Source organism: Blautia sp. HCP3S3_C12 (assembly GCF_052064155.1).
Lineage (GTDB): Bacteria > Bacillota > Clostridia > Lachnospirales > Lachnospiraceae > Blautia_A.
This window is the reverse complement of record NZ_JBQHWC010000002.1, coordinates 167,508-188,906: the sequence shown is the minus strand read 5'-3', so window position 1 is coordinate 188,906 and position 21,399 is coordinate 167,508. Positions and strand designations below refer to the sequence as shown.

The 21,399-nt window shown below is 42.7% G+C and carries 18 protein-coding genes; all 18 read right to left on the bottom strand.

Going from position 1 to position 21,399, the window contains the following annotated elements:
• Positions 1-62: 62 nt before the first annotated feature.
• Positions 63-248, bottom strand: coding sequence for a hypothetical protein (locus tag ACTNDS_RS02990; RefSeq protein ID WP_173743295.1), 186 nt, complete (start codon positions 246-248; stop codon positions 63-65).
• A gap of 112 nt (positions 249-360) precedes the next feature.
• Positions 361-1,224: a YitT family protein gene (locus tag ACTNDS_RS02985; protein ID WP_441033504.1), complete on the bottom strand. Its 864-nt coding sequence runs from the start codon at positions 1,222-1,224 to the stop codon at positions 361-363.
• A gap of 2 nt (positions 1,225-1,226) precedes the next feature.
• Positions 1,227-2,084, bottom strand: a complete 858-nt coding sequence (locus tag ACTNDS_RS02980) for a class I SAM-dependent methyltransferase (RefSeq protein WP_173743297.1) — start codon at positions 2,082-2,084, stop codon at positions 1,227-1,229.
• Positions 2,085-2,314: 230 nt separating this feature from the next.
• Positions 2,315-3,340, bottom strand: coding sequence for an ABC transporter permease subunit (locus tag ACTNDS_RS02975; protein WP_118331575.1), 1,026 nt, complete (start codon positions 3,338-3,340; stop codon positions 2,315-2,317).
• A complete protein-coding gene (locus tag ACTNDS_RS02970) occupies positions 3,340-4,395 on the bottom strand; it encodes an ABC transporter permease (RefSeq protein WP_441033499.1) in 1,056 nt (351 codons plus the stop codon). Before ACTNDS_RS02970 ends, ACTNDS_RS02975 begins: the two co-directional genes overlap by 1 nt.
• Entirely contained in the window at positions 4,395-5,915 is a 1,521-nt protein-coding gene (locus ACTNDS_RS02965) for a sugar ABC transporter ATP-binding protein (protein ID WP_441033497.1), read from the bottom strand. The genes ACTNDS_RS02970 and ACTNDS_RS02965 overlap by 1 nt, the downstream gene beginning before the upstream one ends.
• Positions 5,916-6,064: 149 nt before the next feature.
• Positions 6,065-7,108: an ABC transporter substrate-binding protein gene (locus ACTNDS_RS02960; RefSeq protein ID WP_118247909.1), complete on the bottom strand. Its 1,044-nt coding sequence runs from the start codon at positions 7,106-7,108 to the stop codon at positions 6,065-6,067.
• A 188-nt stretch (positions 7,109-7,296) separates the two neighbouring features.
• Complete coding sequence (locus tag ACTNDS_RS02955) at positions 7,297-8,766, bottom strand: sensor histidine kinase (RefSeq protein WP_441033493.1); 1,470 nt, start codon at positions 8,764-8,766, stop codon at positions 7,297-7,299.
• Positions 8,767-8,769: 3 nt separating this feature from the next.
• The gene (locus ACTNDS_RS02950) at positions 8,770-10,416 is read right to left on the bottom strand and encodes a response regulator (RefSeq protein ID WP_441033490.1); all 1,647 of its coding nucleotides are present in this window, start codon (positions 10,414-10,416) and stop codon (positions 8,770-8,772) included.
• Positions 10,417-10,681: 265 nt separating this feature from the next.
• Positions 10,682-12,025, bottom strand: a complete 1,344-nt coding sequence (locus ACTNDS_RS02945) for a radical SAM protein (RefSeq protein ID WP_441033487.1) — start codon at positions 12,023-12,025, stop codon at positions 10,682-10,684.
• A gap of 44 nt (positions 12,026-12,069) precedes the next feature.
• Entirely contained in the window at positions 12,070-12,651 is a 582-nt protein-coding gene (locus ACTNDS_RS02940) for an HdeD family acid-resistance protein (RefSeq protein WP_441033484.1), read from the bottom strand.
• A 135-nt stretch (positions 12,652-12,786) separates the two neighbouring features.
• A complete protein-coding gene (locus ACTNDS_RS02935; protein WP_441033481.1) occupies positions 12,787-13,341 on the bottom strand; it encodes a TetR/AcrR family transcriptional regulator C-terminal domain-containing protein in 555 nt (184 codons plus the stop codon).
• Between the two features lie 171 nt (positions 13,342-13,512).
• Complete coding sequence (locus ACTNDS_RS02930) at positions 13,513-16,278, bottom strand: glycoside hydrolase family 3 C-terminal domain-containing protein (protein ID WP_441033478.1); 2,766 nt, start codon at positions 16,276-16,278, stop codon at positions 13,513-13,515.
• 98 nt (positions 16,279-16,376) lie between these two features.
• Positions 16,377-18,044, bottom strand: a complete 1,668-nt coding sequence (locus ACTNDS_RS02925; RefSeq protein WP_441033475.1) for an ATP-binding protein — start codon at positions 18,042-18,044, stop codon at positions 16,377-16,379.
• 152 nt (positions 18,045-18,196) lie between these two features.
• Positions 18,197-18,859, bottom strand: a complete 663-nt coding sequence (phoU, locus tag ACTNDS_RS02920) for a phosphate signaling complex protein PhoU (RefSeq protein ID WP_173743306.1) — start codon at positions 18,857-18,859, stop codon at positions 18,197-18,199.
• Between the two features lie 2 nt (positions 18,860-18,861).
• Entirely contained in the window at positions 18,862-19,620 is a 759-nt protein-coding gene (gene pstB, locus ACTNDS_RS02915; RefSeq protein ID WP_019163015.1) for a phosphate ABC transporter ATP-binding protein PstB, read from the bottom strand.
• A 6-nt stretch (positions 19,621-19,626) separates the two neighbouring features.
• Entirely contained in the window at positions 19,627-20,532 is a 906-nt protein-coding gene (gene pstA, locus ACTNDS_RS02910; protein WP_441033471.1) for a phosphate ABC transporter permease PstA, read from the bottom strand.
• On the bottom strand, positions 20,522-21,379 hold the full coding sequence (pstC, locus tag ACTNDS_RS02905) for a phosphate ABC transporter permease subunit PstC (protein WP_173743309.1): 858 nt from the start codon (positions 21,377-21,379) through the stop codon (positions 20,522-20,524). Before pstC ends, pstA begins: the two co-directional genes overlap by 11 nt.
• Positions 21,380-21,399 lie beyond the last annotated feature (20 nt).

The following is a 21,399-nucleotide window of genomic DNA, read 5'->3' as shown; positions in this document are numbered from 1 at the left end:
GCGGCTTCGTCCAGTTTGCCGTCCATCTCAGGATGTGCGGCAGCTTCTTAATTGTGTTGAGGTTAATAGTTATATGCTCCCTCATAGGCATTGCACCTGTCTAATTTCCGTGACTGGTTCTGACAGGAGCTGCATCTGTCGCAGAACTCCTGCTCATAACAGGTGGAACAGGCACATGTCCTGCAGGCTTTGCGGTCATAGCCTGAGGTATTGCCGTGAGGAAGTGTGCTTTCTGCTGCATTACCCATATACATCGCCCTCCTTGTGTGCCGGTTACTGTTCGTTCAATCAAAAGTCCCGTGAACGAACAGAATTCCTTGTATCTTATATTATACGCTCACAGGAAGGGAATACAAGTAATTAATAGTCTGTTTTCTGGTAAAATCTTCCGTTTATGTAATCAGTTTTGATAATATTTACAAAAGCCTTCGGATCAATCTCATGTACCTTTTTTACCAGATATTTCGCTTCTTCTGTAGAGACTACAGAATAGATCATACTGGTCTTCTCGTCTGTGTAACATCCGGTACCTTCAAAACGTGTTGCCGTATGGTTGGTAAGTTTGAAAATCTCCTCATAAATCTGATACGGCTCCTTCGTGATAATAAACAGCGTATGCTTCTTATATCTCTGATGCAGCATCTGAATCACCTGAGTAGAGGTAAACTGAAAGATAATAGAGTAAAGTGCCCTGTCCCATCCAAAAAGTAAACCTGCCACAGTCAGAATCACTGCATTTCCACACAGAATATAATTCCAGATATCCCTGCCGCTCTTCTCAGAAAAATAAATTGCAATAAAGTCAGTTCCACCTGTACTTGTATTACCGATCAGGCAGAGACTGATACAAAATCCATTAATCAGACCGCCAAAGATACTGATCAGCAATGTATCATAAGTGATCGGCTGACTGGGAATAATATCCGTAAGCAGACCGGAAAGCACGATCACACAGACAGAACTGATGGTAAATTTCCTTCCGATAAATTTCAGACCGATAAATACAGGAATAGAGTTCAGCAGTACATTAATCAGCGTATACGGAACTGCAATCCCCATAAATGTCTGAAAAATATTCTGGAGCAGCAGAGTAAGTCCTGTAAATCCTCCCGGAAAAAGACCGCCTGCACGAACAAATGTCTTAATATTCAACGCCATAATCGTTGCAGCCAGAACTGCACAGCCGTAACGCTTGGCTTCATGTTTTAAATTAAGTTCCTTCATAATTAAGCTTCCCATCTTCCAGAAGCACCGCAAGGCAGAACCAGTCCATTAGAGCTTACCGGAAGCCCGATTTCCTGAGAATCCACATGTCCGCCGAACTTCTTCAATTCAGTAGACAACATATAAGTAAGAACTGCCGGTGCCAGACCTGTTGTATAGGAATTGATCAGGAAAAACAGGGGCTCATCACTGAGAATCTTTGTACACAGCTTGATCAGATCATGAATACAATCCTCGATCTTCCAGATTTCCCCCTTCGGTCCACGTCCATAAGAAGGGGGATCCATAATGATCGCATCATATTGATTCCCTCTGCGGATCTCACGCTCCACAAACTTCACACAGTCATCTACCAGCCAGCGTATCGGTGCATTTCCAAGGCCGGATGCTACTGCATTCTCCTTCGCCCAGGTAACCATACCCTTAGAAGCATCCACATGAGTAACAGAAGCTCCCGCTGCTGCTGCTGCCAGAGTGGCACCACCTGTATAGGCAAAAAGATTCAGAACCTTCACCGGACGTCCCGCATGACGGATCTTATTGCCAAACCAGTCCCAGTTCGTAGCCTGCTCCGGAAAAAGCCCGGTATGCTTAAAACTAAAGGGTTTTAAATGAAAGGTCAGATCCTTATAATGAATCTCCCACTGCTCCGGCAGATCAAAAAACTCCCATTCACCGCCGCCCTTCTTACTTCTGTGATAATGCCCGTTCATATGCTTCCAGCCCTTATTCACCTTGGGCGTATCCCAGATAACCTGCGGATCCGGACGCACCAGAAGATAATCCCCCCAACGCTCCAGCTTCTCCCCACAGGAAGTATCAATCACCTCATAATCTTTCCATCCATCTGCAATCCACATTGTATAATAATCCTCCTAAAATAAACGCATAATAAGTTACGATTGTACTACATATCCAACCATTAGTAAAGCCATATTTCTCACATAACTTCCATTGTGTAAAGTATAAAATAAAACTCTCCCCGTGGCAAGTAAACCATCTTAATTCACAGTTATAAACAAATAAAGTATTTTTACAAAAAACAAGCCAAGACTCCCAAAAGTCCCAGCTTGTTTCATAATACAATCACTTATTTCGCTTTCTTCTTCATAGAAGCAATCACTGACTGAATCACAATAAAGAAACACAGCAACAGTGAAAGAATAATTCTTACCCACCAGCTTGATAATGTACCCTGTGTAGTGATCAGACTGGAAATGGTACCTTTGATCAATACACCAAACAAAGTACCGATCGGTGTACCAACACCACCAGAAAGAAGCGTACCACCGATAACCGCTGAAGAGATAGCATCCATCTCAAGGCCCTTCGCCTGCTCAACGAAACCTGCGCAACTGTTTAAGCAGAACAGAAATCCTCCAAGACCTGCAAGGAACCCATCCAGCACATAGGCCTGGAACATTGTTCTCTTAACATTCAGTCCCATCATTAATGCACTCTGGCGGTTGCCACCGATGGCATACAGCTTACGTCCGAATTTACGGTATTTCAGAAGGACTGCAATGATAATAACAACGATCACTGCGATCACTACTGTAGGAGGAATATAAGCCGGAATGAATTTTCCTTTCTTATTGGTAGAACCAAAAGGCATATAGAAACGGAAGTTTGCCCATTTCAGGAATAACTCATTCTTAATGGAAATCATATCTGTGCTGATAATAGCTGTCATACCACGTCCAAAGAACATACCTGCCAGGGTTACGATAAATGGCTGGATATCCAGATATGCTACCAGAAATCCCTGCACAACGCCAAAAGCAACACCAATAAGCAGTGCAACTAAAACTGCTACATATGTATTTACACCCTTGTTTTCCATCAGATCTGCAAGAACCATACAAACAAGAGCTGTTACAGAACCTACGGAAATATCAATACCGCCGGTGATCATTACAATGGTAAGTCCGCATGCAATAACCAGAAGTCCTGCATTAGATACAAACAGATTCAGAAACATCTGCGGTTTTGCAAAACCTTTGTCAGCAAAGATGATCATACCTGCAATATACATTACTGCAAATAAAGCGATTGTTATCAGAAGCAGGAAGCCGTTTCCTGTCATTTTCTTTTTCTGCATTCCATTTGCTTTCATTACTTCTGACCTCCTTCTGCTGCCACACTCTTTTTAGCTTTTAAGCCGGCAATATATTTTTTAAATACATCACTCTGCAGAGTAACGATAATGACTACCACGATTGCCTTATAAACAGGAAGCTGGTCAGCCTTTACGTTCATTGCATAGAGTGTTGTGGTCAGAGCCTGAATGGTATAAGCACCAATTACGGAACCGATCAGACTGAATTTACCACCGCCAAGGAAGTTTCCGCCAAGTGCTACTGCAAGGATAGCATCCATTTCCAGGTTAAGACCAATGTTGTTTGCATCTGCGGAATAGATACGGCTGGATGCCACGATTCCGGCAATACCAGCCAGCACGCCGCAAATGACATAAGTAAGGAATTTGATCATTGTGGAATTTAATCCAACAAGGCGGGCTGCCTTTCCATTAATACCAACACTTTCGATGTAAAGACCAAGTGCTGTTTTCTTCAGGATCAGGTAAACAATTAAAACTGTGATGATCGCAAAGAAAATAGGAGTTGGGATTGGACACTTTCCAATGTAACCACCTGCCATCTTGAAAGAATCCACACGAATATAAGTAATCTGTCCATTTGTTACAAGCTGTGCAATACCACGTCCGGCTGTATAAAGGATCAGAGTTGCAACCATCGGCTGAATATTCAGCTTAGCTACCAGAAATCCATTGAATGCACCACATAATGCAGATGCAAGAAGTGCTGCAATCACTGCAATAATAATAGAATTCTGATACTCATTTACAGAAACCTGTCCGCCGGAAAGAATCTGGCAGCAAACTGCAGCTGCTACAGCCATGATCGCACCAACACTGATATCCTGTCCACCGGATGCCGCTGTTACCAGTGTCATACCGATTGCAAGGATAACCAGCTCTGAAGCACGATTGATAACGTCAATGATATAACCGTAAAGTACGCCGTTTCGGATAGATACATTAAAGAAGTCCGGTGTCTTGATCACATTGAGCAAAAGTACGGCGATGAGACACACGATAGGAAGAAACAGACGCGCACTTGTTATTTTCTTTAATTTACTCTTATTCATTATTTATCGTCACCTCCGGCAATAGCTTTCATAACTCCGCTCTGGGAAAGTTCATTCTCTTCCAGCTCGCCTACCTTCTGACCGTCACGAAGAACTGCCATACGGGAACAGGTACGGAGCATTTCCTCAACCTCTGAGGAGATAAATGTAACTGCCATTCCCTGATCTGCAAGATCAAGAACCAGTTTCTGGATTTCAGTCTTTGTACCGATATCAATACCTCTGGTGGGCTCATCCAGAATCAGATAATCCGGATTTGTCAGAAGCCATCTTCCAAGGATAACCTTCTGCTGGTTGCCGCCTGACAGACTCTTGATCGGTGTTTCACGGCTTGCAGTCTTGATCTGCAGTAATTTAATATACTTATCGGCTGCTTCATCCATTTCTTTTCTGCTTAACGGATGGAACATACCCCGTTTAGCCTGGAGCGCTATAATAATATTTTCTCTTACAGAAAGATCTGCAATGATACCTTCTGCTTTTCTGTCTTCCGGAAGATATGCCATACCAAGTTTCATGGCATCCAGAGGACTGTTGATCTTTGCTTCTTTTCCCTTTACCTTAAGGGTTCCTGTCTCAGCCTTATCTGCACCATAGATTGCACGAACCAGTTCAGAACGTCCGGAACCAAGAAGTCCTGTAAGACCAATAACTTCTCCCTTGTTAATAGTAATGTCGAAGGGTTTAATGGTTCCTTTATGGGAAATTCCTTTTGCTTCAATAACAGGTTCAGGTTTTCCCTGTTTCTTATCTTTGTGCTCGCTTTTAATATCAGCAAGATCATCAAAATCTTTACCCATCATCTTGGCAACCAGCATAACTCTCGGAAGATCCTTTGTCTCATATTCTCCTACCAGTTCGCCGTTACGAAGAACTGTGATCCTGTCGCAGACTGCATATACCTGTTCAAGGAAATGGGTGACAAAGATAATACCTACTCCTTCATCACGAAGTCTTCTCATAAGTACAAACAGCTTCTCAACTTCATCGTCATCCAGTGAGGAAGTTGGCTCATCCAGAATCAGTACACGACATTTCATATCAACTGCACGTGCAATTGCGATCATCTGCTGGATAGCAATAGAGCACTCCTCCAGCATCTGTGTTGGCGGCACATGAATGTCCAGGCTCTCAAGAAGTTTTCCTGAGCGCTCATTCATCTGCTTCCAATCAATCATTCCGAATTTTCGTGGTTCTCTTCCGATAAATAAGTTCTCGGCTACAGTCAGATTCGGGCAGAGGTTTACTTCCTGGTACACTGTACTGATACCGTTTGCCTGTGCCTCCTGCGGAGAATGATTTACAATTGCATTGCTGTTTCCGGCCATATGAATAGAACCGCTTTCAAATTCGTGAACACCGGTCAGCACCTTGATCAGTGTTGATTTACCTGCACCGTTCTCACCCATCAGTGCGTGGATCTCACCTTTACGAAGGGTAAAGTCCACATGGGAAAGGGCACGAACGCCAGTGAAATTTTTGGAAATATCGCGCATCTCCAATACTACATTTTGTTCCATAATCTTTCCACCTGCTTTCTATACTGGTTTTTACCCCTCATCGCTGAATTTTTTTCAGCAAAGCGGGTTAATTCATGGCATAAATGTAGCGTGGTCCGCAACCCGGGTTTCTCCGAATTATGAACCACGCTCCGGATTTACACTAATAATTAGTATGCACGTCCATCAATGATGTCCTGTGTAATAGTTGTTACTTCATAGTCAGCGTCATCAACTTTGATAGATGTAACTGTATCATCAGCTGCAAACATTTCTTCATCTACATAAGCCTGTTTGTCAACCTCTTCGCCAGCTTCAAGTTTCTCAATGATTTCCTGTACACGTGGTCCGTGTAATGGGTTACACTCTGTATCCAGTGTGATCTTTCCGCTTAATGTATCTGTAAGACCAGCGTTTGTTGTATCGAAGGACATTACAAGGATCTGTCCTTCTTCTCCACCAACTTCATAACCAGCTGCTTCGATGGCATCAATTGCACCAAATGCTTCGTTATCATTCTCACAGTAAACAACATCAATGTCATCACCGCTCTGTTTCAGGATAGATTCCATAACTTCCTGACCTTTGGCCTGTGTAAATTCACCTGACTGCTGTGCAAGTGTTGTCCAGTTGTCATGAGCCTCTACTGCATCGTCAAATCCCTGTGTACGTCCGATCTGAGCAGATGCACCGATGGTTCCCTGGATATCAACAAGATTTATTTCTTCATCTCCACGTCCCTTTGCTTCCAGATATGCATCCAGCCATGCCATAGCTTTCTGACCTTCAAGTTTGAAGTTTGAGCCAACCCATGCTGTGTAAAGGCTGTCATCAGATACATCAACCATACGGTCTACGATGATTACTGGGATTCCTGCATCTTTTGCTTCCTGGAGAACTGTATCCCAACCTGTCTCTGTTACAGGAGCAAGTACAATATAGTCAACTTCCTGCTGGATGAAGTTACGGATTGCTGTTAACTGGTTTTCCTGTTTCTGCTGTGCATCGTCGAAGATTAAGTTGTATCCGTTCTCTTCGCTGAATGTGGATTTCATGGATTCTGTATTTGCTGTACGCCAGTCAGATTCTGCACCTACCTGTGAAAAACCAACTGTGATTGTGTCGTCCGCTGCTGCTACCCCCACTGTAGGAACTACACACATACCGCATACCATAGTTGCTGTTAATAAAGCTGACACGATTTTTTTCTTCATTTTGTAAATCCTCCCGATTCATTTAAGATGTTTTTATTATAGTAAAATCCATAAAATATTCCATAGATTATCTTCTTCAAAAAGTTTGTTCTTCTATCATATTTTGTTCACAGTTTATACAAAGTTTGTTTTTTTATGATAGAGGTTAATTATTTTACTATGCATAGTGCATAAAATATAAATGGGATTTATTTTTCTTTTATCTGTTTTGCCAGATACACTTCTATCACAGTTCCCTCTCCTTCTATAGATGAGATTCGAAGTCCATATCCGGCCCCATAATATAGTGCAATTCGTTCAGATACTGCTGCCAGTCCAAATCCGGCCCGTTCTCCTGTACAGATAGCATCCTGAATCTCTTTCAATCGCTCCGGTGTCATTCCCTGCCCGTTATCAGTAACTCTGAGCATCATATCTTCACCCAGATCAAATCCCTCAATGAGGATTTTACCCTTACCTCTCTTATTTTTGATTCCGTGATAAAGTGCATTTTCTGCCAGCGGCTGAAGGGTCAGTTTAGGTACCATGACTCCTTCCAGTTCTTTGGGAATTCTGATTTCAAATTCCATAATATCCCTGTATCTGGACTGCTGGATCTCCAGGTAACTCAACGTATGGCGTTCCTCCTCAGCCAGCGAAATAATATCTTTTCCCTTTGACAAGGAAGTACGGAAAAAAACCGAAAGGCTGGTGATCATATCCACCGCATCCTGCTCCATGCCTCCTTCTACCAGCCAGACAATGGTATCCAGCGTATTGTAGAGAAAATGGGGATTGACCTGCGCCTGAAGCAGCTGCAGCTCTGTAAGATGCTGGGCATCCTGTTCTTTTCGCACATTTTCCAGCAGGCCTTCGATCCTTCCTGCCATCTTTCGCGTTCCTTCATCCAACTCCTGGATCTCAATGCAGTCCGCAATTACCGGAGCAATATTCTTGTACTCCCCTTTTCCAACCTTTTTAATGTTATGAAGGATCTCAGAAATTGGCTTCGTAATACTATAGGTCAACCGGAAAGAGCGATTAAAAAGCAATAACATGGTAACCAGAAGTACCCCACACATTGCCATCAAGGTCAGACGTACATTTCCTGCCAGCTGAGACTCCACCTGCACCAGCTGAGTGGCCTCCTGATAAATATAGTTCTGCATTTCCTTTTCAAACAACGTAGTCAGGATCACCGTATTATTTTCCATAAATTCCTGACGTTTCTGGTAATCCCGGATCTCCAGCAGCTGATTCATTCGGGTTTTCAGATTTTCCAGATAATTGGTGAGATATTTCAGGGAATGAAGACTTTCCTCCTTTGTAGTTGTGGTTTTCAGTCGTTCCACCGTTTCAATCGCTTTATTCACCTGCTTCACCGGAAGATCATCTTTCCCTTTACGTCCGATCGTCACATAGTAGATGTCCATATCTACTTCCGCCTTAAAACTCATATCATTACTTGAGTTTTTATAGTTGGCATTGTACTCACTGCTTACAGCCAGATTATTGGATAATTTATTATATTCATTGGTATACTGCCAGAAAAAAGCAAGCAGCACTATGATCAGAACTGCCATAGGGATCATAGTGCTGAAAAGCATCCATCTCATTTTAAACTCCAGTTTTCCAGGTTCTGCTTTCTTTTTCTCCGGCCCTTTTTTATGCTTAGACATAGGTCAGGCCTCTCCTCTCATTTTACGGTATTCGCTGGGAGTCATTCCCTGGGTTTTCTTGAACAGATAACTGAAATAATGGGCATCCTTATATCCCACCTCTCCTGCAATCTCACTGGAACGCATAGCTGTACAACGCAAGAGTTCTTTTGCCTTACTCATCCGGAGATCTGTAAGATATTCTGTAAAAGTCTGTCCCATATTCTGACTGAACAGGGCACTGAAATGATTGGCACTGACATTTGCCACATGTGCAGCCTTATTCAGTGAAATTTCCTCATCCATATAATTATGGTCAATAAAATCAACAGCCAGTTTTAATACACTGCGATTCTGATCTCCCGCATTTTCATCTCGGAGTGCAATAGCCTTTTTCAGTATCTTTCCACAGTAAGCCACTGCTGCTTCTATAGTTTTTCCAGTCTCATCCATAATATTTTCCATCTCTTGCCCGGATATTTCACTGTCATCACAGCCCAGCTTTTTCAGGAAGGACAATACAGAAAACCGGACATTCAGCACCACATAATTGCGGAAAACCAAAGAACCCATCGGTTCCTGACCAATTGCATTGAAATAATCCCTGATAAAATCATCCACTTCTTCTGCCAGTCCACTGCTCAAAAACTTCTGGAGAATTGCCGGATTCAGGGCATTGATATTCACATTCCTTAATTGTACAGAATCCTCTCTGCGTGAATCGGATGGATTTTCCTTTTGAGCTTCCAGTGACTGATAATCCAGAATATGTCCATCATACAGATAACGGAAGGAATTGGCTCTGACAGCTGTACGATAGCTGTGTCCAAGCATGCTCAGACGATCTGCCGATTTTCCCACTGCAATAAACCAGTCTGTCCTTTCCTCTGTCTGATCCATAATATCCTGTATTGCTTTCACACATTCCTCTGTGTTTTTCTCTATTGTATCTTTCTGTCCTTTGACCAGGATCGCATAGCTGAATACCTGATGCCTAAAAAGAATTGCCACCGGATGATTTAGGAAATAAGTATTAATTTTATCCTGCACCTCTGCTTCCCAGTCAGAACATTCTTCATAGGAATTATAGTTTCCCTCTGAAGTATCCGGAGTAAAAATCAAAATATTATATGCTTCTGCTACAATGTCCAGATTTAGCTTATCTGCTCTCCTGTAAAGCTCTGCCAGGTCAGAATCTGCCCGGACAAGAGTCTCAAAAAAGTCCCTGCTGGCATTTTTCTCATATTCCTGCATTTCCAGGCGAAATTTCTCATAGTATTCCCTCTGTGTCTTCTCATGTTCATAACGATTATGTATTTCTTCCAGCCGTTCTATAAAAGCATTTTTCGTGATAGGTTTCAGAAGATAGTCTTCTACCCCTATGCTGATAGCCTGTTTTGCATAATTAAAATCATCATACCCGCTAAGTATAACGATCCGGATATCCGGAAGCTCTTTCTTCACTAATCTGCAAAGAGTCAGACCATCCATAAACGGCATCTTAATATCTGTGATCAGAAGATCCGGCTTACTCTTCAAAATTAGCGGCAAAGCCATCTCTCCATCTGCCGCTTCCCCAGCTAATTCAAACCCGTACTGCTCCCAGGGAATCATCTTTTTGATCATCTCTCTGATCACCACTTCATCCTCTACCAAAAATGTCTTTAACATTTTATTCCTCCTGCCAATATGATAAGTCACTCATTCGCTCACAGTACACTCTCAATTATATAACTTTAATACTTATTGTTCTTCCAGACAAGTTATTTTTCACATTTATCCCAGCTTCAGCAGTATCCGGCGTAGCATCTCATCTCCTCCGTTCAATGCAGAAAGAGTCTTCTGTCCGGCCTGCAACAACCGAACAAAAGACTCTTTCTGACTATTTAGCTAAATTTGAGTTAACATTTTTATATATGAAAGTTACTTTTTACTCTTATTTGGTATGAAATAACTCCTCTGCCTTCGGAGCCCAATGCTCTGCATAGGCATCACACTTTGCGCAGAGATGTTCTGCTGTTTCCGGAGACTGAAGGTCTGTTGATTTAGCGCCGGACTTCTCTACCATCTGGCGGAGCAGCTTCGGATTCTCCAGCATCGGACACGGACGAAGCATATTTTCATTGAAGGGCTGACCGTCATGATATGCCATAAAGATCGGGCTCTTCAGTGCTTCCAGCAGTGTGTTATCATAAATGTTGGAATTGGAATAATGGATAAATACGCAAGGGTCTACGTCACCGTTTGCATTGATATGGAGATAACGTCTTCCACCAGCAATACATCCACCTACATATTCTGCATCATTCTGGAAATCCATACTGAAAATAGACTTGGTCTGACGGAATTTACGGATCTGATGATACATTTTCTCACGCTGCTGTGGATTTGGCATCAGCTCTACTACTGCATCGTTTCCGGTTGGCATATAATGGAAGAACCATACAAACAGAGCCCCACAGTCAATAATTTTATCAAAATATTCCTCACTGCTTACACTGTCCACATTGGCAGAGGTATAGCATGTAGAAATACCAAAGGGAAGCTTGTGAGCCTTCAGCAATTCCATAGCATGCATAACCTTGGCATATACTCCCTCTCCACGGCGTCCATCATTTGCTTCCTCAGAACCTTCCAGACTGATTGCCGGAACAAAGTTCTTTACACGGAGCATTTCCTGGCAGAATTCCTCATCGATCAAAGTTCCGTTTGTAAAGGAAAGGAACTCACAGTCCGGATATTTCTCACAGATACGAATCAGGTCTTTTTTGCGGACCAAAGGTTCACCGCCTGTATAAATATACATGTATGTACCAAGCTTTCTGCCCTGCTCTACAATAGAACAGATGGTGTCAAAATCAAGATTCAACTTATGTCCATATTCTGCTGCCCAGCATCCTGTGCAGTGCAGATTACAGGCACTGGTAGGATCCAACAGAATCGCCCATGGTACATTACAGTTATTTTTCTCAGATACCTCTTCCTGAATGGCACTGCCCTTCAGGCTTGCATTAATGATAAAGTTGGTGAAAAATGACTCACGTACACCCGGATCCAGTTCATAGATTCTCAGGATCAATTTGTACCAGTTACTATTTTTATCCTGGATTGCATTTCTGATCGCGTTTCTCTGGCTTTCATACCAGCCATCCGGAACAACCTTATCAATCAGCTCCATTAATTTGGGTATATTTACTTCAGGATCCTTCTCAAGATAACCTAATCCTGTTTTAACGGCAGCGATCAGGGCCGCCTGTTTTGCTTTATCCATAATATTCATAATATTACTCCTCCTTGTTGTAATGTAGTATTTGTAGTATTTATTTAATACTCGTCCATATCTATGATATCCTGTCTCTGATTTTTAATGATTTTCACTGTATAAATAACAACACACAGATTCAGGATTCCCTCAAACAGAACAGAAACTCCCACCAGGATCATCATAACCTCTGCAGCCTCAAAAGGCCTGATCAGAAGTAATACTCCCAGAACACCAGTGAGAATCGCCATCAGTAAGATTCTCCACCAGAGACTTAATCCGAATTTCTTGGCATCTATGGACATCTGGATTTTGAAAAGCGCATCCGCAAGTATGAGAACCCCAAAGATTCCAAAGATCAGGTTCACCACCAGATTTCTCCGTACAATAATGATCACACCCACAGCTGCCAGCAGCACTCCGAATGCAAGATCAAACTGAAATGCCAGACAGTAAAAATCCCTGGAAAAGTATCCTATGATTTTGATACAGCCATATGCTATAAGCATGATTCCCACCGCTGTACAGAATACTGCCATAGAACAATCAGGCCAGATGATCAAACAAATCCCCAGGATCATAAATAAAATTGACATAACAATATATCCGTTTTTTGCCAGCTTTAACTGTTTCAATGCATCCATCTTTCTCTCCCCCTTCCATATTATTTTACAGCCATTCCTTTTATGTCTGTTATTATAGCTGTGATAAAATTAACAATAAATAGACAAAAAAAAGCTCCTGTCCAAAAATCAGACATGAGCTTTATTTTGTCTAAGTTAAAATCCATTCATAACTGTATGCAGTTCCCGGTGCTTCTCCATCACTTCAGCAGCCTGGCGCATTTCTGTCCCCAGATCCTCTTTCAATCCATGATCCAGCCATTCTATCAATATTCCCACAAAAAGGCATTTATAATACCTGACCAGTATCTGGATTTCATTTTCCTCCAGCTGAAATTTATTTCTGTTCTTTTTAAAGTACTCCGTGATAATATATAGGATAACATCATTCATATAAATCAAAAAGGTGTCCCGCTTCACCGATTTATATACATTCAGCATCAGCTTACGGTTATCTCTGACCAAAGACACCATTTCCTCCATACATTCCAGAATAGAGTTTTTTTCCTGAGGTGCTTCCTGGATTTCGTCCCATTTCTTTTTCAAAATAAACTCTACTACATCCGGAATATCACGGAAATGATAATAAAACGTATTCCGGTTCACTCCACACCGCTCCACAATATCCCTGACTGTAACCTTGGACATCGGTTTCTCGTCCAATATTTCCGTAAAAGTCTTTGCAATTATCTCTTTTGTAAAACCAGACATATACCCTTTTCCTCATCATACTGTTCTAATTCCGTCAATTGTCACTCTTCTCTGAACAGCCGTTCCGCACTCTGAAAATATCATGCATCCCATGATCTTCTAACGGGTCCTGAGCATTGGTATAATTATGCCACAAATTAAAGTGGATTGCAAGTTTTCCGGTAATTGGTCTTACCTATTTGGGATGAATAAAATTTCTTTTATTTCCAGATTATCTGCTCCATAGTACAATTTAATATAGTGATTGTGTCCAAAAGACATGTCAAAAGGCCGGCTTTCCTCTACCCATTTTCCATTTGTTCCCTGGACAGAAACTGTCATTTTATGAATATTATCCATAAATACAGAAATTGGAAGCTGCGCCAGTTCACCAAGCTCTGATCTCAATACAAATTTCACAGTGAATTCTCCCATATAATCATTGGTCACTGCCAAAATATCAGTATTTCCCTTTGCAGGATGAAGAAGACTGCCATCCACCACCATCTCCTGTGTTTCAGGATCACTGGTAATGGCGATCAGATCACCGGCATCCACATCATCTGCTTCCTTTGTATTCATAGCTTCCAGCTCTTCTGCACAGATTCTGTCTGTCAAAAGAAGAATAGAGGGGCTTTTTAACAGGAATCCCAGAATATTAGCCCCATTTCTCTGCAGTTCTCCCAGTGTCAGTTTTCCTGCATGAAGCATTTCTTCCACATCATCTTTCTCCGGATTTGCTTTGGCATCACTTACTACCATATAAATATCATTCTGGGCTGCTACCATGGGAGCCTTTACCTGCACTTCTGCCTGATGACCTTCGTAGTTGGATTTTGCCCACCAGTCAGTCATAACAATTCCTTCAAATCCCCACTCTTTACGAAGGATCGTTGTACACAGATCATAGCTTCCCGCAGTCCAAAGTCCATTTACGCTTCCATAGGTAGTCATAACAGAACGGGCACCACCTTCCCTCACTGCCATCTCAAAGCCCTTCAGGTAAATTTCCCGGAGGCATCTCTCAGACATTACAGAATCTGAAGTACTTCTTCCTACTTCCTGATTATTGCCGCAGAAATGCTTGATGGTGCTGCCAATTCCGGATTTGGCCATTGCCTTCACCTGCGCTGCGCAAATCCTTCCTGTCAGAAGGGGATCCTCCGAAATATACTCAAAATTTCGTCCGTTCAGCGGATTTCTGTGAATATTCATACCAGGACCCAGAAGAGAATCGATCTTATTCAGACGCAGTTCCTTCCCCGTCATCTCATATAAGTCACTTACAAGCTCTGTATTAAAAGTACATCCCAGTGCAGTTCCGTTTGGAAGGGAAAAAGCCTTTGTGCCACAATCCATGCGAATACCGGAGGGACCATCTGCACAGCAGCCCACTGGAATTCCCAGTGCTTTCATGGACTCTGTCACACCCCCAAATGCAGCCGCTGTTCCCGGCGTTACCTTTGGACTGCACATTCCCTCTCCACGGAACATAGCGATCAGATCTTCCTCTCTGATCTGTGCCACAAAGTTCTCCATAGATACCTTGCCATCCAGCACATCCACCAGCTTATATCCTTTGTCTCCCGTGTAAGCCAGAGTTTCCGGAAGATTCTGTTTTCTCCGCTCCTGAGGATCTACAGTACGGACAGGCACTTCCTCTGTCACTGCCTGATAGCTTCCGTCCGGCATCAGCACAGCCTTCATTCTGCTGAACTTTTCCACCGGGGCACAGGCCTCCTGCAGTTTTTCAACTACACGGAATTTCTCCTCGTAACATCCTGCAAACTCTGCACTTCTCACATCGCTGCCCACAAAAATCTCATAAGTGCCTTCTTCCAACACATAACAGGATTTATGACCGGTCACGCCGCTGTCATCATAAGAGGTGAGGTCATATTTAGGAATTACAATAACAACTTCTTCCTTTTCTCCAGGCTTCAGTTCCCCTGTCTTCGCAAATCCGATCAGCCTTCTGGCCGGATTTCCAAGCTTACCCTGGGGCACTTTTGCATAAACCTGTACTACCTCTTTTCCCTTCACAGCTCCGGTATTGACAACCTCTGCTGCCACTGTAAGTTCCTCTTCACTATTCTTCAGGATCTCTGCTTTTATTCCGAAACTTGTATAGGATAATCCATATCCAAAGGGATAAAGCACCTTGTCCTTCGCAAAGGTTTCAAAGTAACGGTAACCTATATAAATGTCTTCTTTATAATAATTCTTAAATGGATCTCCAAAATTCTCTGTAGAGGGATAATCTTCGATGCTCTGTGCAATGGTATCTGTCAGTTTACCACAGGCGCAGACTTTACCGGTCAGCACATCTGCCACGCCATTTCCACCTTCCTGTCCACCCTGCCATGCATACAGGACAGCCTGTGGGTGATATTTCTTCACCCAGCTCATGTCAATAATATTGCCAACGTTCAGTACTACAACTGTTCGCTTGCTTACCTGGCAGACCCGGCGGATCATATCCTCCTCTGTCTCAGTCAGACAATAGCTTCCCGGCTTCGTATTATTATCCTGATCTTCACCTGCAGTTCTTCCTATAATAACAAGTGAAACATCATTATTACGTGCACAGTCCAGCATTTCCTCTGTAACTTCCATCTCTTTCTGAGACCACGGAACACGCCCCCAGCCCTGACCTTCATCATAAGGATTCTCTTTGATCCAGTCTGCATAAATACCCATCAGTTTCTCATCCAGTTGAATCTCTTTACACTCCTTCAGCGCATCCAGAATTCCCACTACATATCTTGTATTCACCAGACCGCCGGAACCGAGTCCGCTTTTATAATAATGAAATGCCATGCGGCCAAAAACAGCAACCCTTTCGCCCTCTCTAAGAGGCAGAGCCTGTCCTTCATTCTCAAGCAAAACGCAGCCTTCCGCTGTTGCCTGTCTGGCCAATACCGCATATCTCTCAAGATCCAATTTATAATTCTTCATAAGCAATCTTCCACCCTTTTACTTCATATTGTTCTTATCCGATATTACCACAAACCACCCTCTCTGCATACCCAAAACATTTTCGAAATTATTTTCGTTTATTCTACATGGGTCTTCGGAAACTTCATACAGATCTCCGTTCCACACCCTTCTTCACTTTGCAATATAACACTGCCTTTCAACGTGCCCACCGCATGCTTCACAATAGAAAGTCCCAGTCCGGTACCTCCAATCTCCTTGGAATGGCTTTTATCCACTCTGTAAAATCTCTCAAAAACTCTATCCTGATCTTCCCTTGGAATTCCCACTCCTGTATCCTTGACTACAATCTGTATCTCATGTGCAGTCTGAGTCAGAAAAATGCTTACACTTCCATCATTTCGGTTATACTTAATGGCATTATCGCAGACATTATAAACTGCCTCTTCCAGAAGTGTCCGGACTGCTTCCATCTTCATACTGTCCCCACAGATATAAAGATGCACATTCATGCTCTGTGCCTTCTCCTTCAGACTTTCAAAGGCATTCTTACAAACCTGATAAACATCCACCGGCTCCCAGGTGTAGGATGTTTTTTCCTCGTCAAGCTGGGAAATCTGAATCACATCCTCAACCAGCTGCAATAATCGCTGGGATTCCTTATAAATACGTCCTGCAAATTGGGGAATATCCTCCTCCCTCACCAGACCATCCTGCATGATCTCTGCAAATCCCGAGATAGAAGTCAAAGGAGTTTTCAGCTCATGAGAAACATTGGCAGAAAATTCTCTCCGCAAATTCTCCCTCTCCAGCTTTTCTGTAACATTTACAAGAAGAATCACAGCACCTTCTGTTTTCTGTCCGCGTATCACAGGATTGGCAATCAGCTGAATATCACTTCCGTTTAATTTCAGTATCAATTCGGCATGTTCCCCGCCAAGTACCTGCTCGATTGCATGTCTGAAATCTTCTGCACGATCCAGACAGTAAACACTTTCTCCCTGGCTCACCTTATCCACACGGAACAAACTCCAGGCACTGGAATTGGCAGAAAGAATCATAGTATACTTATCGATCACGATCAGGCCTTCCTGCATATTTTCTGTAATCAGCGAAAATTCTGCCTGCTGCTGTTTTGCCAGCTCCAGCTGATTCTGGATTTCCCGATTCTGTCTGTGTATCTTACTTAAAAGCGGAGAAAGCTCCTCATAGATCTGATTCTCTTCCGGATGCTCCAGATCCAGTTCATTTACCGGTTTTACAATTCTTTTCGATATCACTGATGCCATAATTCCGGATAAGATCAGCATCAGAAATAAAACCAGAACTAAAGGAAGTACAAGATTTTCAACTAAGGCAAGCACAGAATCCTGAGTACCGGAGACTCTCAAAACTGTACCGTCTTTCAGCCTCTGCGCATAATAAATGGTTTTCTCAGAAAGTGTATCCGAATATCTGGAAGATTCTCCTACACCATATTTCTCTGCTTTTTGGAACTCTTTTCTGTCACTGTGGTTTTCCATCTCAGCGGCATCTGCCTTATTATCATAAAGAACCGTTCCATCCTGATCAATGTAGGTAATTCTTGCATTTTTGTCCTTTATATTTTTAAGATAATCTACTCCCTGCTGATCTACTCCATATGCCAGATAAAGCGCTTCCTTTGACAGTTCTTCGCGCATCTGCCCGTCAAAATCATTGTACAGTATTCCCATGACAGCAACCAGCCCTACTGCCAGAACCAGTGCGCAGACCAGCATGGTAGACTTAAATATTTTTTTTGTCAATTTTTTCACTTCCCTTTCCTGTTAATCGTCAAACAGGTAAAATCATCTGATCCCACTGCTCTCTGATCATTATATCTGATATACTCAAATATCCGCAAGCGATTCCCGCCTGCGGATATAGCCTGTCCCTGTTATGATAAGGAACTTTGTTTTTAATTATTCTGATGCTCGTTATTTCTGTGTACTCCGGTAATAGAATATTCAACCCATTCTGCAATATTCACAGCATGATCTCCGATACGCTCAAAGTATTTGGCTGTCATAAGAAGATCCAGCCCTGTTTTTGCATCCAGATTTCCTCCGTAGATCATATCTGCAAGCTTTGATTTAATTTCATTAAATGCATCATCCACCAGATCATCATTACGGATTACATTCCTGCAAAGCTCCAGATCACTTTTCACAAAAGAATCTACGCTTTCAGTCACCATAGTAACCGTATCCTCTGCCATTTTTGTAATGGTTTCAGGAATAGAAGTGGCATTTTTTGCAATGTATAAAGAAAGATCTGCAATATCAGCAGCCTGATCTCCGATACGTTCCATATCAGAAACCATTTTCAAAGCTGCGGAGATTTCTCTCAGATCCCTTGCAACCGGATGCTGGTGCAGAAGCAGACTCATACAGAGATTTTCAATTTCTCTTTCCTTTGCATCAATATCTCTATCTGTATCAAATACCTGGCGGGCCATCTCTTCATTCTGAACTGCGGAAATCGCTTTTGCAGAAAGAGAAATTGCCTTTTCACAATAGCTTCCCAGAGTAATAAGCTGAACATGCAGCTCCTCCAGCTGTCTCTCAAAATACTTTGACATAATCAACCAAACCTTCCTGTAATATAATCCTCTGTACGCTTATCAGAAGGCATAGAGAACAGTTTATCAGTATCATCAAATTCAACTACCTCTCCCAGAAGGAAGAAGGCTGTTTTATCAGAAATACGGGTGGCCTGCTGCATATTATGAGTTACCATAACAATGGTATAATCCTTCTTCAACTCCATCGCCAGCTCCTCGATCTTGGAAGTTGAGATAGGGTCAAGTGCGGATGTAGGCTCATCCATCAGAAGTACCTCCGGCTGAACTGCCAGTGCTCTGGCAATGCAAAGTCTCTGCTGCTGACCACCGGACATACCCAGTGCGCTTTTTTTCAATCTATCTTTTACTTCATCCCAGATAGCTGCATCACGGAGAGATTTTTCTACAATATCATCCAGTCTGGCTTTGGAACGGATACCGTGAGTTCTCGGTCCATATGCAATGTTATCATAAATGCTCATAGGGAAAGGATTAGGCTTCTGGAATACCATTCCCACTCTTTTTCTCAGGAGATTCACATCCATATCTCCGTAAATATCCTCTCCATCCAATTCAACCTTACCAGTGATCACACAGCCCTCAACCAGATCATTCATTCTGTTTAAGGATTTAAGCAGTGTGGATTTACCGCATCCGCTGGGTCCGATAAATGCTGTGATTTCTTTCTCCGGAATTGCCATATTGATATCTTTCAATGCATGGAATTTTCCGTAATGTAAATTCATATTTTCAACTGTTATTTTTGTGCCATTACTCATGTTCTTTTATCCTTTCGCAATTCTTTTGGCAATAGCTCCGGAGAGGAAGTTGATCACCAGAACAAAGGCCAGAATGACTACTGCTGTTGCAGATGCCTGATTCATGTGAAGTCCCTCGCCTGAAAGTACATACATGTGCAGAGCCAGGGTACGTCCGGAACCCATAATGTTCTGAGGTACCTCAGCCACAGTACCTGCCGTATAGATCAGGGCTGCTGTTTCGCCGATTACACGTCCGATGGCCAGGATCACACCTGCCAGAATACCAGGTACTGCTGACGGAAGGACAATGGTAAAAATAGTACGAAGCTTACCTGCGCCCAGTCCGAAGCTTGCTTCACGATAAGAATCCGGAACCGATTTTAAAGCTTCCTCTGCTGTACGCATGATCAGTGGAAGGATCATAATTACCAGTGTAAGAGAACCGGACAAAAGGGACAGTCCCCAGTGAAGTGCAGTTACAAAGAACAGCATACCAAACAGACCATATACAATAGAGGGAATTCCTGAAAGTGTTTCCGCTGTAATACGGATCACCTTCACCAGTTTGCTTCCCTTTCTGGCATATTCTACCAGATAGATTGCTGCAAAGATTCCCAAAGGTGCAGCGATCACCAGGGAAAGTACTGTAAGTATAAAGGTATTGATCAGAGAAGGCAGTAAAGACAGATTCTCTGAAGTATAGTTCAGGCTGAATAAATCTGCTGAAAGATAAGGAATACCTTTTACCAGGATATATCCAACCAAAAATACCAGCAGTGCAAAGGTCAGCACAGATGCAAGAAGTGTGATCAATGCCAATACACCGGATCCCGGATGTCTCAGATAGGATCTCATCTGATCTGCAAAAGAAGATTCATTCTGTTTTTTACCCTTTGGCACTTCAATAGCTGCCGCTGTCTCAATTTGCATGTTCTGCCCTCCTGTTCAATAAAGAAAGACTTAAATTAATGATCAGGATAAATACAAACAACACTACTGCTGTTGCAATCAGAGCCTCTCTGTGAAGACCTGTTGCATATCCCATCTCTGTAACGATATTTGCAGTCATTGTACGAACCCCCTTCAGGATTCCCTGTGGCATTCTCGGCTGATTACCAGCTACCATGACTACCGCCATTGTCTCACCAATTGCACGGCCGATTCCCAGTACCACTGCTGCCAGAATACCAGATTTTGCTGCCGGAAGCATAACACAGAAAATACTTCTCTCTTTCGTTGCTCCCAATGCCAGAGAGCCTTCATAATAGCTTTCCGGTACACTTCTGATCGCTGACTCTGTCACGCCTATGATAGTTGGCAGGATCATCATTCCCAGAAGAATACAGGCTGCCAGCATACTTGTTCCTGTACCGCCAAAAATCTGTCGGATCAGGGGAACGATGAGAACCAGTCCAAAGAAGCCATATACTATAGAAGGTACACCGGCCATCAGCTCAATTCCTGATTTCAAAGGTCTGTAGATTTTTTTTGGACAATAGCGTGCCATAAACACAGAAGTAAATAATGCGATCGGTACACCCAGAAGAATAGCTCCTGCTGTAACATAAATACTGGCTACGATCATGGGGAGAATTCCAAAAATTTCATTGGAAGGCTTCCATGTTGTACCAAGAAGGAACTTCAGCGGACCGATTTTTCCCATAGCCGGAATTCCGTTTGCAAAAAGGAATGCACAGATCAGGAATACTGCCAGTACTGAAGTACAGGCTGCAGCCATGAAGATAATTTTCATACCTTTTTCTTTAAAATGGTTCATAAATAACACCTTTCTTCTAT